The 14639-nt window shown below is 71.3% G+C and carries 14 protein-coding genes; 8 read left to right on the top strand and 6 right to left on the bottom strand.

What is annotated here, in order from left to right:
* Window positions 1–72: 72 nt before the first annotated feature.
* Window positions 73–732 carry a TetR/AcrR family transcriptional regulator gene (locus tag ABZ471_RS23175; RefSeq protein WP_359068688.1) on the top strand — a complete coding sequence of 220 codons (660 nt, stop codon included), beginning with the start codon at window positions 73–75 and terminating at the stop codon, window positions 730–732.
* A 51-nt stretch (window positions 733–783) separates the two neighbouring features.
* On the opposite strand, the gene ABZ471_RS23180 is transcribed toward ABZ471_RS23175, so the two are convergent.
* Window positions 784–2022: a glycoside hydrolase family 18 protein gene (locus ABZ471_RS23180; protein ID WP_359068689.1), complete on the bottom strand. Its 1239-nt coding sequence runs from the start codon at window positions 2020–2022 to the stop codon at window positions 784–786.
* Window positions 2023–2353: 331 nt separating this feature from the next.
* Here ABZ471_RS23180 and ABZ471_RS23185 point away from each other — a divergent pair, with 331 nt between their 5' ends.
* The 3 genes from ABZ471_RS23185 to ABZ471_RS23195 all read left to right on the top strand — a co-directional run bounded on the left by ABZ471_RS23185 (window position 2354) and on the right by ABZ471_RS23195 (window position 6073).
* Window positions 2354–3526 carry an acyl-CoA dehydrogenase gene (locus ABZ471_RS23185; protein WP_359068690.1) on the top strand — a complete coding sequence of 391 codons (1173 nt, stop codon included), beginning with the start codon at window positions 2354–2356 and terminating at the stop codon, window positions 3524–3526.
* Between the two features lie 342 nt (window positions 3527–3868).
* Complete coding sequence (locus ABZ471_RS23190; RefSeq protein WP_359068691.1) at window positions 3869–4966, top strand: hypothetical protein; 1098 nt, start codon at window positions 3869–3871, stop codon at window positions 4964–4966.
* A 12-nt stretch (window positions 4967–4978) separates the two neighbouring features.
* A complete protein-coding gene (locus ABZ471_RS23195) occupies window positions 4979–6073 on the top strand; it encodes a phosphotransferase family protein (protein WP_359068692.1) in 1095 nt (364 codons plus the stop codon).
* Window positions 6074–6094: 21 nt separating this feature from the next.
* On the opposite strand, the gene ABZ471_RS23200 is transcribed toward ABZ471_RS23195, so the two are convergent.
* On the bottom strand, window positions 6095–6532 hold the full coding sequence (locus ABZ471_RS23200) for a hypothetical protein (protein ID WP_359068693.1): 438 nt from the start codon (window positions 6530–6532) through the stop codon (window positions 6095–6097).
* A gap of 294 nt (window positions 6533–6826) precedes the next feature.
* On the opposite strand from ABZ471_RS23200, the gene ABZ471_RS23205 reads away from it, so the two are divergent.
* The 4 genes from ABZ471_RS23205 (at window position 6827) to fxsA (ending at window position 10900) form a co-directional block, all read left to right on the top strand.
* On the top strand, window positions 6827–7267 hold the full coding sequence (locus ABZ471_RS23205) for an Lrp/AsnC family transcriptional regulator (RefSeq protein WP_030951019.1): 441 nt from the start codon (window positions 6827–6829) through the stop codon (window positions 7265–7267).
* 53 nt (window positions 7268–7320) lie between these two features.
* The gene (locus ABZ471_RS23210) at window positions 7321–8925 is read left to right on the top strand and encodes an amidohydrolase (RefSeq protein WP_359068694.1); all 1605 of its coding nucleotides are present in this window, start codon (window positions 7321–7323) and stop codon (window positions 8923–8925) included.
* 533 nt (window positions 8926–9458) lie between these two features.
* On the top strand, window positions 9459–10253 hold the full coding sequence (locus tag ABZ471_RS23215) for a polyprenol monophosphomannose synthase (RefSeq protein WP_359068695.1): 795 nt from the start codon (window positions 9459–9461) through the stop codon (window positions 10251–10253).
* A gap of 83 nt (window positions 10254–10336) precedes the next feature.
* Complete coding sequence (fxsA, locus tag ABZ471_RS23220; protein WP_359068696.1) at window positions 10337–10900, top strand: FxsA family membrane protein; 564 nt, start codon at window positions 10337–10339, stop codon at window positions 10898–10900.
* 123 nt (window positions 10901–11023) lie between these two features.
* Here the strand turns inward: fxsA and ABZ471_RS23225 are convergent, their stop codons facing one another.
* From ABZ471_RS23225 to ABZ471_RS23240, 4 genes are all read right to left on the bottom strand, one after another.
* Window positions 11024–11398 (bottom strand): RNA polymerase-binding protein RbpA, encoded by a 375-nt coding sequence (locus ABZ471_RS23225; protein WP_003977404.1) that lies wholly within the window; start codon window positions 11396–11398, stop codon window positions 11024–11026.
* Between the two features lie 267 nt (window positions 11399–11665).
* Complete coding sequence (locus ABZ471_RS23230) at window positions 11666–13018, bottom strand: MFS transporter (protein WP_359068697.1); 1353 nt, start codon at window positions 13016–13018, stop codon at window positions 11666–11668.
* A gap of 61 nt (window positions 13019–13079) precedes the next feature.
* Window positions 13080–13847 carry a glycerophosphodiester phosphodiesterase gene (locus ABZ471_RS23235; protein WP_359068698.1) on the bottom strand — a complete coding sequence of 256 codons (768 nt, stop codon included), beginning with the start codon at window positions 13845–13847 and terminating at the stop codon, window positions 13080–13082.
* Complete coding sequence (locus ABZ471_RS23240) at window positions 13844–14638, bottom strand: hypothetical protein (RefSeq protein WP_359068699.1); 795 nt, start codon at window positions 14636–14638, stop codon at window positions 13844–13846. Before ABZ471_RS23240 ends, ABZ471_RS23235 begins: the two co-directional genes overlap by 4 nt.
* Window position 14639 lies beyond the last annotated feature (1 nt).

Genomic DNA, 14639 nt, shown 5'->3' on the forward strand with positions numbered 1-14639 from the left:
CGACTCCCTGCGCGATCGGCATGTTCTGACATACTGCGGATGTCCCGCCGACCGCCTAGACCAGGGTCGAAATTGAATATGCGTCAACAGCGTGCCGCCGTCCGTCCCCGGGCGCGCGGCACCGAGCGTTCCGTGGCGCGTCGCGCCGAACTGATCGCCATCGGGCGAAAGTTGTTCGCCGACACGTCCTACGACGCGCTGTCCATGGACGACATCGCCCGCCAGGCGCATGTCGCCAAGGGGCTGATCTACTACTACTTCCAGTCCAAGCGCGGCTACTACCTGGCGATCATCCAGGACTCCGTCGCCGATCTGGTCACCTTCGCCGCGAGCGGCCTCGAACTGCCCGCCGTGAGCCGAGTCCACCGCACGGTCGACAGTTACCTGCGCTTCGCCGAGCACCACCAGGCGGCCTACCGCACCATCGTCAGCGGCGGGGTCGGCTTCGACACCGAGGTGCACGCCATCCGGGACGGCGTGCGCGAGGCGATCGTCGCCACCATCGCCGAAGGGGCCTACGGCCGCAGCGACATCGCCCCGCTGGCCCGCATGGGCCTGTTCTCCTGGGTGTGCAGTGTCGAGGGGGCCACTCTCGACTGGATCGACCGGCCCGGGCTCTCCCGCGACACCATGCGCGACCTGCTGGTGAAGACCCTCGGCGGAGCCCTGCGCGCCATCGAGGAACTGGACCCGGCCCATCCGGCCCCACCGCAGGCCCGCCGCGACGGCTGACGGCGAGGAGCGGAGGCTCGTGGTCCTCCGCTCCCGGCCCCCGTCCCGGGGCTAGTTGATCGCCTTGATCAGCTCACCGTTCGAGGTGTCGCCGCTCAGCTCCCAGAAGAAGGTGCCGCCGAGGCCCTGGGCGTTCTTGTAGGTCATCTTCGTGCCGATGGTCGCCGGGGTGTCGTAACTCCACCAGTTGCTTCCGCACTTGGCGTAGGCCGTGCCGCCCACCGTGCCGGTCGCCGGGCACTTGGTCTTGAGCACCTTGTAGTCGTCGATGCCCTGCTCGTACGTCCCCGCCGCCGGGCCGGTCGCCGTGCCGCCGGGTGCGGCCTGCGTCACGCCGGTCCAGCCGCGCCCGTAGAAGCCGATGCCGAGCAGCAGTTTGGAGGCCGGGATGCCGAGGCCCTTGAGCTTGGCGATGGTCGCCGAGGTGTAGAAGTTCGCCTTCGGGATGCCCGAGTAGGAGTTCAGCGCGGAGTGCGGGGCGGTCGGGCCGGCCGCGTCCCAGGCGCCGAAGAAGTCGTACGTCATCGGGTTGTACCAGTCGACGTACTGGGCCGCTCCCGCGTAGTTCGCCGCGTCGATCTTGCCGCCGCTGCTTGCGTCGGCGGTGATCGCCGCGGTGACCAGGCTGCCGGAACCGAACTTGGACCGCAGGGCGGCCATGACGTTCTTGAACGCCTCCCGGCCGCTGGTGTCACAGGTGTTGCCGCAGGCGTTCGGGTACTCCCAGTCGATGTCGATGCCGTCGAAGACGCCCGCCCACTTGGAGTTCTTCACCAGGTCGTAGCAGGACTGGGCGAAGGCGGCAGGGTTCCTCGCGGCCTCGCCGAACCCGTTGGACCAGGTCCAGCCGCCGAAGGACCAGAGGACCTTCAGGCCGGGGTGCTTCTTCTTCAGCTTCAGCAACTGGTTGAAGTTGCCGCGCAGCGGCTGGTCCCAGGTGTCCGCGACGCCGTCGACGGACTCGGCGGCGGTGTAGGCGCGGTCGGTGGCCGCGTAGGAGTCGCCCAGGGCGCACTTGCCGCCGGTGACGTTGCCGAACGCGTAGTTGATGTGGGTCAGCTTGGCCGCGGAGCCCGAGGTCTCGATGTTCTTGACGTAGTACTTGCGGTCGTAGGTGCCCCATTCGGTGAAGTAGCCGACGACCTTGGACCCCGCCTTGAGCTGCGGGGCGGCCGGTGCGGCAGCGGTCGCCGTTCCCGCGCCGGCCAGCAGCCCGGCGCCCAGGACGGCGGAACACGCGGCGGCGACGAGCGCCCGGAAACGGGCGCGGGGACGGTGGGGAGTGTGCATCGGGTGGCTCCTCGTGGGGGAGAGGGGAACGCGCGCCGATTGGCATGAACGCGGTAAAGCGTTGGCAATGCACAGTAGGAGGACTAGACCACTGCGTCAATGGTTCGGACCAATTTCGGGGATGCGGAGCGTTCCGGCTGGATTCTTGAAGTAAGCGGTCGTTAACTGGTGACGAGAGGTCGCCGATCGGGCATACTCACCGCAGAGCCGCTGGTCAGCAGCTTCCGAGACCCGGAAGCGGGCGCCCTCGGCCGAATCGGAACGATCAGGCGGAGCCGCCCTCACCCAACGGGCCGGGCCGCCAGTGCCCGACAGGGAGGAGACCGACGCCATGTCCGACCGCGACCCGCAGCCGGTGGAGCGTCAACTGCCCACGGAGGAGGCGCGCGATCTGCTCGCGCTCGTCCGTGAGATCGCACAGCGCGAGATCGCGCCGAAGGCGGCCGAGGAGGAGGACGCCGGACGCTTCCCGCGCGAGGTCTTCACCCTGCTCTCGGACGCGGGCCTGCTGGGCCTGCCGTACGACTCCGAGTACGGCGGCGGCGACCAGCCCTACGAGGTCTACCTCCAGGTCCTGGAGGAACTGGCCGCGGCCCGCCTGACCGTCGGCCTCGGTGTCAGCGTGCACACGCTCGCCTCCTACGCCCTCGCCGCGTACGGCACCAAGCAGCAGCAGGTCGAGCGCCTGCCCGCGATGCTCGGCGGTGGCCTGCTCGGCGCCTACTGCCTCTCCGAGCCGGCCTCCGGCTCGGACGCGGCCTCCCTGCGCACCAAGGCCGTCCGGGACGGCGACCACTGGGTCATCACCGGCACCAAGGCCTGGATCACCCACGGTGGGATCGCCGACTTCTACACCGTGATGGCCCGCACCGGGGAGGACGGTCCGCGGGGGATCACCGCGTTCCTGGTGCCGGGCGACGCCGAGGGGCTGAGCGCCGCGGTGCCCGAGAGGAAGATGGGCATGAAGGGCAGCCCGACCGCCCAGGTGCACCTCGACGGCGTCCGGGTCTCCGGCGAGCGGCGCATCGGCGAGGAGGGCCAGGGTTTCTCCATCGCCCTGTCCGCCCTCGACTCCGGCCGCCTCGGCATCGCGGCCTGCGCCGTCGGACTCGCCCAGGCGGCGCTCGACGAGGCGATCGCCTACGCCTCCCAGCGCCGGCAGTTCGGTCACCCGATCGGCGACTTCCAGGGCCTGCGCTTCATGATCGCCGACATGGCGACCCAGATCGAGGCCGGCCGCGCGCTGTACCTCGCGGCCGCCCGGCTGCGCGACGCGGGCAAGCCGTTCGCCAAGCAGGCGGCCATGGCCAAACTGCACTGCACGGACACGGCCATGAAGGTCACCACGGACGCCGTGCAGATACTCGGCGGCTACGGCTACACCGCCGACTTCCCGGCCGAGCGCTACATGCGCGAGGCCAAGGTCCTGCAGATCGTCGAGGGCACCAACCAGATCCAGCGCATGGTCATCGCCCGTCACGTGGCAGGACCGGAGGGTCGCTGAACTGCCCCCGCAGGACCGTCGGGGTCGCCAGCCTGACCCACTCCGGGTCGTGGCGGCCCGGCAGCATGCGGCCCCGGTCGGCCCAGGCGCGCATCAGATCGCGGTAGATGGGCGGGTCCTGCGGCAGAGGCGGCGGAACCGATTCTGCGGGACGGGGCACGAAGATGCGGCGTTGACGCCCGGTCGCCGTGTACGTGGGGGTCATACCTGGGCAACGCGGCGGACTGGGGACAGGTCACCGCTCCCCGGAATCGAGCGTGAGTTCACGGACGTCCGGTTCCCGCTCTGGTCTCCTCAGGGTGTCTGACGTACCGTCAGCGGACCGTCTCCCAGGGGGTGTCCGTGGCCGACGACCGTCCCATCGCACTCGACGAGTACCCCGTGCACCAGGTGCCGCTGTCCATGAAGCACGTGGCGACCGGGGACCGGAACGCCTATGACCGCTGCATCTTCCACGTCTTCGACCACACCGGCCGCGCCCTGCTCATCCTCGGCCTGGGCGTCTACCCCAATCTGGGCGTGATCGACGCCTACGCGACCCTGCGCACCGGGGACACCCTGCACGCCGTCCGGGCCTCGGACGCGCTCGGCGAGGACCGGATGCGGCTCGCCGTCGGCCCGCTGCGCATCGAGGTCCAGGAGCCGCTCCGGCGGCTGCGCCTGGTCTGCGAGGACGAACTGTCGTACGACCTCACGTGGACCGCCGCCTTCCCGGCCCTCTGGGAGCCCCACCACCTCCAGCGCCGGGGCGACCGGCTCACCCTGGAGGGGCGCAGATTCGTCCAGGCGGGCACGGTGGAGGGCGTGATCCGGGCGGGCGGTGCGCGGTTCGACGTCACCGCTCAGGACTGGACCGGCACCCGGGACCGCAGCTGGGGCGTGCGGCCGGTCCCCGGGGAGGACGGCGGGCGGCTCGCCCAGGACCACCCGACCGAGGGTTTCCACTGGATCTGGTGCCCGGTCCGCTTCGAGGACCGCTTCCTGATGGTCATCACCCAGGAGGACGCCGACGGCCACCGCTCCCTGAACGACGCGACCCTGGTACGCCCCGGCCGTCGCGACCGTCAACTGGGCTGGCCCCAGGCCGAGATCACGTATCGCTCCGGCACCCGCCGCCCCGAGCGTGCGGTCCTGCACCTGGGTGATCCGCGCAAGCCGCTGGAAGTGGAGGCGGAGATCCTGGCCTCCTCGCCGCTCGCGATCGGCGCCGGCTATGCGCCGGCGGACGACTGGCAGCACGGAACCTGGCAGGGCCGGGCGTGGACCGACCGTCGCACCTACGACCTGTCGGCACCGCACCCCCGCGCCGCCTACGGCGTCACCGACCACTCCGCCCGGTTCCGCATGGAGGGCCGGACGGGCTACGGCATCTTCGAGCACGGCTCGTTCGGCCGGCACGACCCGAGCGGGTTCACCGGCTTCGACTCGGTCGCACCCTGAAGGAGGGGCGGGATGGCCACGGCACCGCGTCCACGCACCAGCACCCGGGACCCCGAGGAACTCGGCCGGCGCCTGACGGTCTGGCTCGGCTCCCGGCTGCCCGGTGCCAAGGCGGTCGGCGTCACCGTCCCGGCCTCCAACGGCATGTCCAGCGAGACCCTGCTGTTCGACATCGAGCATCCCCGGCCACCGCTGCGTGCCTGCGCCCTGCGGCTCGCGGCGGACCCGGCGGCGTACACCGTCTTCCCGGAGTACGACATGGCCCGCCAGTACCGCACCTTGCGGCTCGTGGCCGACCACACCGACCTGCCGGTGCCCCGCGTGCTGTGGCTGGAGGAGGACCCGGAACCGCTCGGGGCGCCGTTCTTCGTCATGGAACGGGTGGCGGGTCGCGTGCCTCCGGACGTCATGCCGTACACGTACGGGGGCAGTTGGCTGCACGCGGCGAGCGACGCGGAGCGCGAGCAGCTGGAATCCGCCACGGTGGGTCTGCTCGCCCGGCTGCACGACCAAGTCCCGCCCTCACAGGCCGAGTTCCTCGCGCTGCCCGGCCGAGGCGACGCCCTGCGCCGGCATGTGACGGGCCAACGGGCCTATTACTCCTGGGTGATCGACGGGCTTGCCCGCTCGCCCCTCATCGAGGCCGCGTTCGACCGGCTGGAGCAGCTGTGGCCGCGCGAGCCCGGCACGCCCGTCCTGAACTGGGGTGACGCGCGCATCGGGAACGTCGTCTACGACGGATTCGACCCCGTCGCCGTCCTCGACTGGGAGATGGCGGCCCTCGCCCCGCGCGAGGTGGACCTCGGCTGGACCGTCTACCTGCACCGCTTCTTCCAGGACCTCACGGTGTCCTCCGGACAGCGCGGGCTGCCGGACTTCCTGCGCCGCGACCGCGTCGAAGCCCGCTACGCCCGGCTGACCGGCCACACCCCGCGGGACATGGAGTTCCACATCCTCTACGCGGCCCTGCGGCACGCGATCGTCATGCTGCGCATCGCCTACCGCCAGGCGTACTTCGGAGAGGTCGCCGTCCCGGCGGACCCGGACACACTGATCCTGCACCACGGCAGTCTGCGCGCCCTGGTGCAGGGCAGTTACTGGGACTGAGCCGGGCCGGTCCGGAGGGACTCAGGCGGCGTGCTGGCGCATCGCCGGCACATGCATCGGGCGCGAGCCCGGGCCGCCGACGTGCGAGAAGGGCTGCGTCCGCCAGTCCAGCCCCTGGGGGAGCGTGAGCAGCAGGGCCGTGTCCTGCTCCTGCGGTGCGAAGGACTCGTCCGCAGGTCGGGCATCGGTCGCCGTACGGCCCGTGCCCGCACAGACCGTGAGTCCGAACGGGTTCCACGGTGAGGCGCACAGCGCGTGCTCCGGCAGGATCTCCTCGTCCGCGAGCAGCGCGATCGGCTGCGCGCAGTCCGGGCAGATCACCCGGTACATCTCAAGGGTGTCGTAGGCGTCGAGTTCCTCGATCTCGTCGACGTCGGGTTCGACGCCCTCCGGCTCGGGCTCGACCACCGACTGCTGCCGCTTGGACGCGGAACGACCAGGGCGCTTAAGACTCTGCATGGGTTTCTCCCCCTAAGGCTGGGCCGTGAAGGCACTGCGGCCTCGACCACACCAAGCACTTCCCGTCCGCTCTCGGCGGTAATCACGAGAACATCACGGAGCCCGTTCGAGCGCTGTGGCGTTCGTCACATGCCGCACGCAGATGCCCGGTGCGATGGTGTTCGTCCCGCGCCGGCCGCCCCAGTTTTGCCCCTCGGACGGCGCACAGGCAGCTCTCGGGCACATCACAACCCGGGCATGACCTGCGTTGCTCGGGTATCCGAGGAGATCACGCGCACTGTAGGTTTTGGCGCCATGGAGGAGCTGGACCGTCAGATCGTGCAGCTGCTCGTCAAGGACGGGCGGATGAGCTACACAGACCTGGGCAAGGCCACGGGCCTGTCCACGTCGGCCGTGCACCAGCGGGTGCGCCGGCTCGAACAGCGTGGCGTCATCCGCGGCTACGCCGCGGTCGTCGACCCCGAGGCCGTCGGGCTGCCCATGACGGCGTTCATCTCGGTGAAGCCCTTCGACCCCAGCGCCCCCGACGACATCGCGGACCGCCTCGCCGGCGTCCCCGAGATCGAGGCCTGCCACAGCGTCGCCGGCGACGAGAACTACATCCTCAAGGTGCGCGTGGCCACCCCGCACGAGCTGGAGGAACTGCTCGCCCGGGTGCGCAGCCTGGCCGGGGTCTCCACGCGCACCACCGTGGTGCTGTCGACCCCCTACGAGGCGCGTCCCCCGAAGGTCTGACGGGCCCCGCCCCGGTGCCCGGCGCACTCCGCGCACGCGAGAGACTGTCGGTCATGAGTGAGCAGTCCGCCGACCCCGAGACCGTCCTCCTGCGCCGCGGAGAGGTCCACAGCCCCGCCGACCCCTTCGCCACCGCGATGGTGGTGGAGCGCGGCCAGGTCGCCTGGGTCGGCTCCGAGGGTGCCGCCGACGCCTTCGCCGACGGCGTGGACGAGGTGATCGACCTCGACGGCGCCCTGGTCACCCCGGCCTTCACCGACGCCCATGTGCACACCACCGCCACGGGCCTCGCCCTGACGGGTCTGGACCTGTCCGACGCGCCGTCCCTGGAGGCGGCCCTCGCGCTGGTCCGCGACTTCGCCGCCGCCCGCCCGGACGACCGGGTCCTGCTCGGCCACGGCTGGGACGCCGCCCGCTGGCCCGGCGGCCGTCCGCCGACGCGTGCCGAACTCGACACGGCCACCGGCGGCCGCCCCCTGTACCTCTCGCGCATCGACGTCCACTCGGCGGTCGTCACCACCGCCCTGCTGGACCTGGTGCCAGGCGACATCGGCCGCGCGGACGCACCGCTCACCCGCGACGCCCACCACGCCGTACGCGAAGCCGCGCTCGCCGCCGTCACCCCCGCCCAGCGCGCCGAGGCCCAGCGCACCGCGCTCGCCCACGGCGCCTCCCTCGGCATCGGCTCGGTGCACGAGTGCGGCGGCCCGCAGATCTCCTCCGAGGACGACTTCACGGACCTGCTGAAGCTGGCCGGCGAGGTGCCGGGACCGCGCGTCGTCGGCTACTGGGCCGAGCAGAACGTCGACAAGGCCCGTGACCTGGGCGCCCACGGCGCCGCCGGCGACCTCTTCGTGGACGGCGCCCTCGGCTCGCACACCGCCTGTCTGCACCGGCCGTACACCGACGCCGGCCACACCGGCACCGCCTACCTGGACGTCGACGCCGTCGCCGCCCATGTCGCCGCCTGCACCGAGGCGGGGCTCCAGGCAGGCTTCCACGCCATCGGCGACGCCGCCGTGAACGCGGTCGTGGAAGGGGTGCGCGCCGCCGCCGGGAAGGTCGGCCTCGCCCGCGTCCGGGCCGCCCGGCACCGTGTCGAGCACGCCGAGATGCTCACCCCCGAGACCGTTGCCGGTTTCGCCGAGCTGGGCCTGATCGCGTCCGTCCAGCCCGCCTTCGACGCGCTCTGGGGTGGAGAGGACGGCATGTACGCCCAGCGCCTCGGCGCGGAACGGGCCCGCACCCTCAACCCGTTCGCCGCCCTGCTGAGGGCCGGCGTACCCCTCGCGTTCGGCTCCGACAGCCCGGTCACCCCGCTCGACCCGTGGGGCACGGTCCGCGCCGCAGCCTTCCACCACACCCCCGAGCACCGGGTCTCCGTGCGTGCAGCCTTCACCGCGCACACGCGCGGTGGCTGGCGGGCCATCGGCCGCGACGACGCAGGCGTCCTGGTGCCCGGCGCGCCCGCTGACTACGCCGTCTGGCGGACCGACGAACTGATCGTCCAGGCCCCCGACGACCGCCTGGCCCGCTGGTCGACCGACCCGCGCTCCGGCACCCCCGGTCTGCCCGACCTGACGCCGGGGCATGACCTCCCGGTCTGTCTGCGCACCGTCGTGGGCGGGCGGACGGTGTTCGTACGGCCGGGCGAGTGATCTCCCGGGGTGGCGCGGTGGCGATCGTTCCCCGCTGCCGCGTCGCCCCACCTGCGCATCCTCCGCGCTCACCCCGCACGGGAGGGCTTCGGCGCAGGTCAGACGGCTGTTGACAGTCGACGGCCGGGGGCCGGTAGGTTCGGCCGAGTCCACCACCGGACGCCCTACCGGGGAGTGTTCGCACGCGTCGCAGCGCCGCTGGGTCAGGGACGGTGTGCCGCACCGGGGCACCGTCACTGGGAGCCAGGCTCAGCGCCCGCGCCGACGAGGGAACGTTCCGGCCGGTCGGCAAGGTGTGACCCGGGTGGGGCCCGGGCGCTCAGTAGACAACGGCTTCAGGTCGACCCGCAGCCGGCGGGTCCCAGGTCGGCCCGAAGGGCGCCGGGCCCCCATCCGTCGTGGGACGAAGATGCCGAAAAGCGCATTCTTACCCCACTCTTGAGGAATCGACACCACCGTACGAACGAGCAGTCGCGTCATCCCAGGCCGCGGCCACTATGGTGGACGTCTGTGTACGACATGAAGGGGCAGCAGTGAACGACGGCGACGGGACCCTCGCGGCCAAGGCCCAGGGGAGGCAGTTCGGTCCGCTCGGCAAGGCCTTGGTGATCATCCCGACCTACAACGAGGCGGAGAACATCAAGACCATCGTCGGCCGGGTGCGCAGGGCCGTCCCCGAGGTGCACGTCCTGGTGGCGGACGACAACAGCCCGGACGGCACGGGCAAGCTCGCCGACGAACTGGCCGCCGAGGACGACCACGTCCAGGTATTGCACCGCAAGGGCAAGGAGGGCCTGGGCGCCGCCTACCTCGCGGGCTTCCGCTGGGGTCTGGAGCACGGCTACGGCGTGCTGGTCGAGATGGACGCCGACGGCTCCCACCAGCCCGAGGAACTGCCCCGTCTGCTCACCGCCCTCAAGGGCGCCGACCTGGTGCTCGGCTCGCGCTGGGTGCCCGGCGGCCGGGTCGTGAACTGGCCCAAGTCCCGCGAGTTCATCTCCCGCGGCGGCAGCCTCTACTCCCGCCTCGCCCTCGACCTGCCACTGCGCGACATCACCGGCGGCTATCGCGCCTTCCGCCGCGAGACCCTGGAGGGCCTGGGCCTGACCGAGGTCGCCTCGCAGGGCTACTGCTTCCAGGTCGACCTGGCCCGCCGGGCGGTCAAGGCCGGCTACCACGTGGTCGAGGTGCCCATCACCTTCGTGGAGCGCGAACTCGGCGACTCCAAGATGAGCCGCAACATCGTGGTCGAGGCGCTGTGGCGGGTCACCGCCTGGGGCGTCGGCGACCGCGTCGGCAAGCTCACGGGCAAGGGCAAGCAGGCCTAGCGGCCGCTTCGCGGCCTCGGGTCGCAGCTGTGGCTGATCGGCCCCTTATCCCGCGCTGAGCCGTGTCCAGGCACACTGGGGGCATGACGACTGGTGCTCCCACTTCTCCGTCCACCGCCCGGCCCCGGCGTTCCCGGCTGCGCAGGTACCTGCCGCTGGGGATCGCCGCGTGGCTGGTGCTGGAGATCTGGCTGCTGATCCAGGTCGCCGGTGCGGCGGGCGGCCTCACCGTGTTCCTGCTCCTGGTGGCGGGCCTCGTCGCCGGGTCCGTGGTGATCAAACGAGCGGGCCGGCGCGCCTTCCAGAAACTCAACGAGGCGCTGCAGCGCGGCGGCTCGCCGACGAGCGGCAACGGCAACGGCAACGGCAACGGCCTGATGATGCTCGGCGGCCTGCTGCTGATCATCCCGGGTCTGATCTCCGACGCGGCCGGCCTGCTCCTGCTGCTCCCGCCGGTCCAGAAGGCTGTGAGCCGCTACGCGGAGCGCACCCTGGACAGGAGGCTCCGCCAGGCGGCCCCGGGCAGCCTCGGCGACGCGTTCCAGCAGGTCCGCATCCACCGCCCCGACGGGAAGGTGGTGCAGGGCGAGGTGATCAGGGAGGACAGGTCCGAGCCGGGGGAGCAGTGGCCGCCGCTGACGCGCTGAGCCCCGCTGAGCCCCGCTGAGCCGAGGCTGTCTCCGGGCAGCAAAAATCCTTCTCCGGGCAGCACGAAACCGCGGGCGCCGTACGTCTTCACGTACGGCGCCCGCGGTTTCGTGTGTCTCGCGCTACGCGCTCTTGCGGCTGTCGCGCGGGTGAACAGCGATGTTCATCGCCCCCGAGCGCAGAACCGCCAGGCGCTCCTCGAGGACCTCTTCGAGTTCCTCACGGGTGCGCCGCTCCATCAGCATGTCCCAATGGGTACGCGCGGGCTTGGCCTTCTTCTCTTCCGGGCCGTCGCCGTCAACGAGGAGTGCCTGGGCCCCGCAGACCTTGCACTCCCACTCCGGCGGGATCTCCGCCTCGACCGAGAAGGGCATCTCGAAACGGTGCCCCTTCTCACATGCGTACTCCACGGCCTGGCGCGGAGCCAGGTCGATACCGCGGTCCGTCTCGTAGCTGGTCACTACGAGGCGCGTACCGCGAAGAGCTCGCTCACTCATGAATCGTGCCTCCCGGGCTTGTCGCCCACAGGACAGGTGTCGCTGTCGTCGTCATCCGGTCAACGTCCGGTCGGCGGTAAAGATTCCCGTTCCGGGTCCCGTTCCGGGTCGTGCGTCGCCGTCGTAGCCGCCCCTTGTTGTACCCACCAGCGCCCGGTTTGTCACATCTGCTAGCAGATGTCACCCAGCGTTTCGGCATCTTTGACGCGCAGTAACGGTCCGCCTGGCAGGCCAAACGCGTACACTACCGCCCTTTCGCGCTGAGCGCTAAATCCTGTCCGGAACCGGGTTGCCCGCCTCGTCGATCGCGCGTCGCACCGGAACCCGCGCGAGCAGGGCGAAGCCGATGACGAAGAAGGCCACCAGCGAGATGATCGCGGAGCGGTAGCTTCCGGTCAGCTGGTAGGTCACGCCGAACAGCAGCGGCCCGAGCCAGCTCATCCCCCGGTCGCTCATCTCGTACGCCGAGAAGTACTCGGCCTCCTTGCCCGGCGGCACGAGGTGGGAGAAGAGCGATCGGGACAGCGCCTGGCTGCCGCCGAGGACCAGCCCGATCCCGGCGGCCAGCACGAAGAACCACACCGGAACCCCGGCCGGCAGGAAGTAGCCGGCCCCCAGCGTGACCGTCCAGGCCACGAGTGAACCGAGAATCGTCCGCTTGGCCCCGTAGGTCCGGGCCAGCCGCCCCATCGCGAGCGCGCCCGCCACTGCCAGCACCTGCACCAGCAGCACCGCCACGATGAGGGTCGACTGCCCGAGCCCCAGTTCCTCGGAGCCGTAGACCGAGGCCTGGGAGATCACCGTCTGGATGCCGTCGTTGTAGACGAGGTACGCCAGCAGGAAGGCGAGCGTCAGCGGGTGCCGGCGCATGTCCCGGACGGTCGCCGCGAGCTGCCGCAGCCCAGGGGAGGTGGCACGCGCACGCTCCACGCGCGCCTGCCGGTCGCGCAGCCGGCGCAGCGGTACGAGTGTGAAGGCGCCCCACCACAGTCCGGCCGAGGCCAGGCAGACCCGGACCGCGGCGGTCTCGGAGAGGCCGAAGGAGTCGTGCGCCGAATACAGGACGAGGTTGGCCACGAGGACCAGGGAGCCCGCCGCGTAGCCGAAGGCCCAGCCCCGGGAGGAGACCGCGTCGCGCTCCTCGGGCGGGGCGATCTGCGGCAGGTAGGAGTTGTAGAGCATCATCCCCACGGACTGCGCCGCGTTGGCCGCCACGAGGAGCACGCCGCCGAGCAGATAGCGGTCGCCGTCCAGGAAGAACATGCCCGTCGTCGCGGCCGCGCCGGTGTACGCCGCCGCCGCGAGCAGGGGTTTCTTCCGGCCGGTCCGGTCCGCCGCCGCGCCCACCAGAGGCATCAGCACGACGGCCACGATCACCGACAGGGACACCGAGTAGGCGAAGAAGGAGCCCGCACGGACCGGCACCCCCAGCGGGTGCACATAGCCGTCGGCGTCCGCCGCCTTCTCGGCGACCGAGGTGAGGTACGGGCCCAGGAAGACGGTGAGAACGGTCGTCGAATAGACCGAGCACGCCCAGTCGTAGACGTACCAGCCGTGTTGCTCGCGCCGCAGTCCAGCGGCCTCCTCGGCCGTCTGTGTCCGCACGGTGTCGGTGCCCACCCGTGCCCTCGCTTCCCCGCTGAAGTGCCGTGCGAAGGCGCGGCCCGGTCGCCCCGGGCGCTCAGACCCAGACGCCGCGGTCCTCCATGACCTTGCGCAACGTGTCGATGTGATCGGTCATGATGCCATCGACACCCAGGTCCAGGAGCCGGTGCATCCGCTCCGGTTCGTTGATCGTCCACACGTGCACCTGGAGCCCGCGTGCGTGGGCGGCGCGGACGAAGCGCTCGTCGACCACCGGGACGCCCGACTGGGCCTCTGGTACCTGGGCGGCGACCGCGGAGCGGCGCACCGAGGCCGGCAGCCCCCAGGAGCGCAGCCGCAGGCTGAGCACCCCGCGGGTGCCGAACGAGGTGGCCAGGCGCGGCCCGGCCAGCCGCTGCGCGCGCAGCACCCGTGCCTCGGAGAAGGAGCCCACGCAGACCCGGTCCCAGGCGTCCGTGCGCTCGATCAGCTCCAGGAAGGGCCGCAGGGCCGGCTCCGCCTTGAGGTCCACGTTCCAGCGGACCTCGGGGAAGGTCTCCAGCAGCTCCTCGAAGAGCGGTACGGGTTCCTGCCCGCCCACACGCGCGTGGGACACGTCCTGCCACGGCAGGTCGGCGATACGGCCCGCGCCGTCGGTGACCCGGTCGAGGGTGCTGTCGTGGAAGGCGACGAGCTTGCCGTCCGCCGTCGTGTGGACGTCGGTCTCGATGTACCGGTAGCCCAGGTCGACCGCGCGCCGGAACTGCGCCACGGTGTTCTCCAGCCCGTCGGCCGCCCCGCCGCGGTGGGCGAAGGCGATGGGGCCCGGGTGGTCGAGATAGGGGTGGCGTATCGCGGTGGTCACGGACGCAGTATCGCCCCTTCCGGTTGCCCGGTGGCAACGATTGTGCTGCGCTCCGGTGCCGAGGGGGCGGCGAAGACGCGCAGGAAGAACTGGGCGAGCGGGCCGATGGACAGGGCGTACAGGACGGTGCCGACGCCGACGGTGCCGCCGAGGGCGAAGCCGGTCGCGACGACCGTGACCTCCACGGCCGTGCGGATGAGCCGGATCGAGCGGCCCGTGCGCCGGTGCAGTCCGGTCATCAGGCCGTCGCGCGGGCCCGGACCGAAGGCCGCCGAGATGTAGAGGCCGGTGGCCATGCCGTTGAGCACGACGCCCGCGAGGAGCAGGGGCACCCGGACCGCCAGGGAGTGGACCTCCGGGAGCACGGCCAGGGTGGCGTCCATCGCGAAACCGATCACCAGGACGTTGGACACGGTGCCGAGCCCGGGGCGCTGGCGCAGCGGGATCCACAGCAGCAGGACGGCCGCCCCCACGATCGTCAGTACCAGGCCCATGCTGAGCCCGGTGAGTTCGGCGAGGCCCTGGTGCAGGACGTTCCAGGGCTCGAGCCCGAGTCCCGCCTGCACCAGCAGTGCGGAGCTCACGCCGTAGAGCGCGAGGCCTGTGTACAGCTGGAACAGACGCCGTCCGAGACGGCCGGGAGCGGATGCCCGACTGCTGGGAGCGGATGCGGGGCTGCTGGTGGTGGTTACGGGACGGCCCGGAGTGGACACGACATACCCCCCTGGGTGGTGGCGGTGGCCTGGCGCATGACACTCTGTGGCTTGGTATGAGATCCCATCCATGGCCAAT

The sequence above is a fragment of the Streptomyces sp. NPDC005728 genome (assembly GCF_040630895.1).
Taxonomy (GTDB): Bacteria; Actinomycetota; Actinomycetes; order Streptomycetales; family Streptomycetaceae; genus Streptomyces.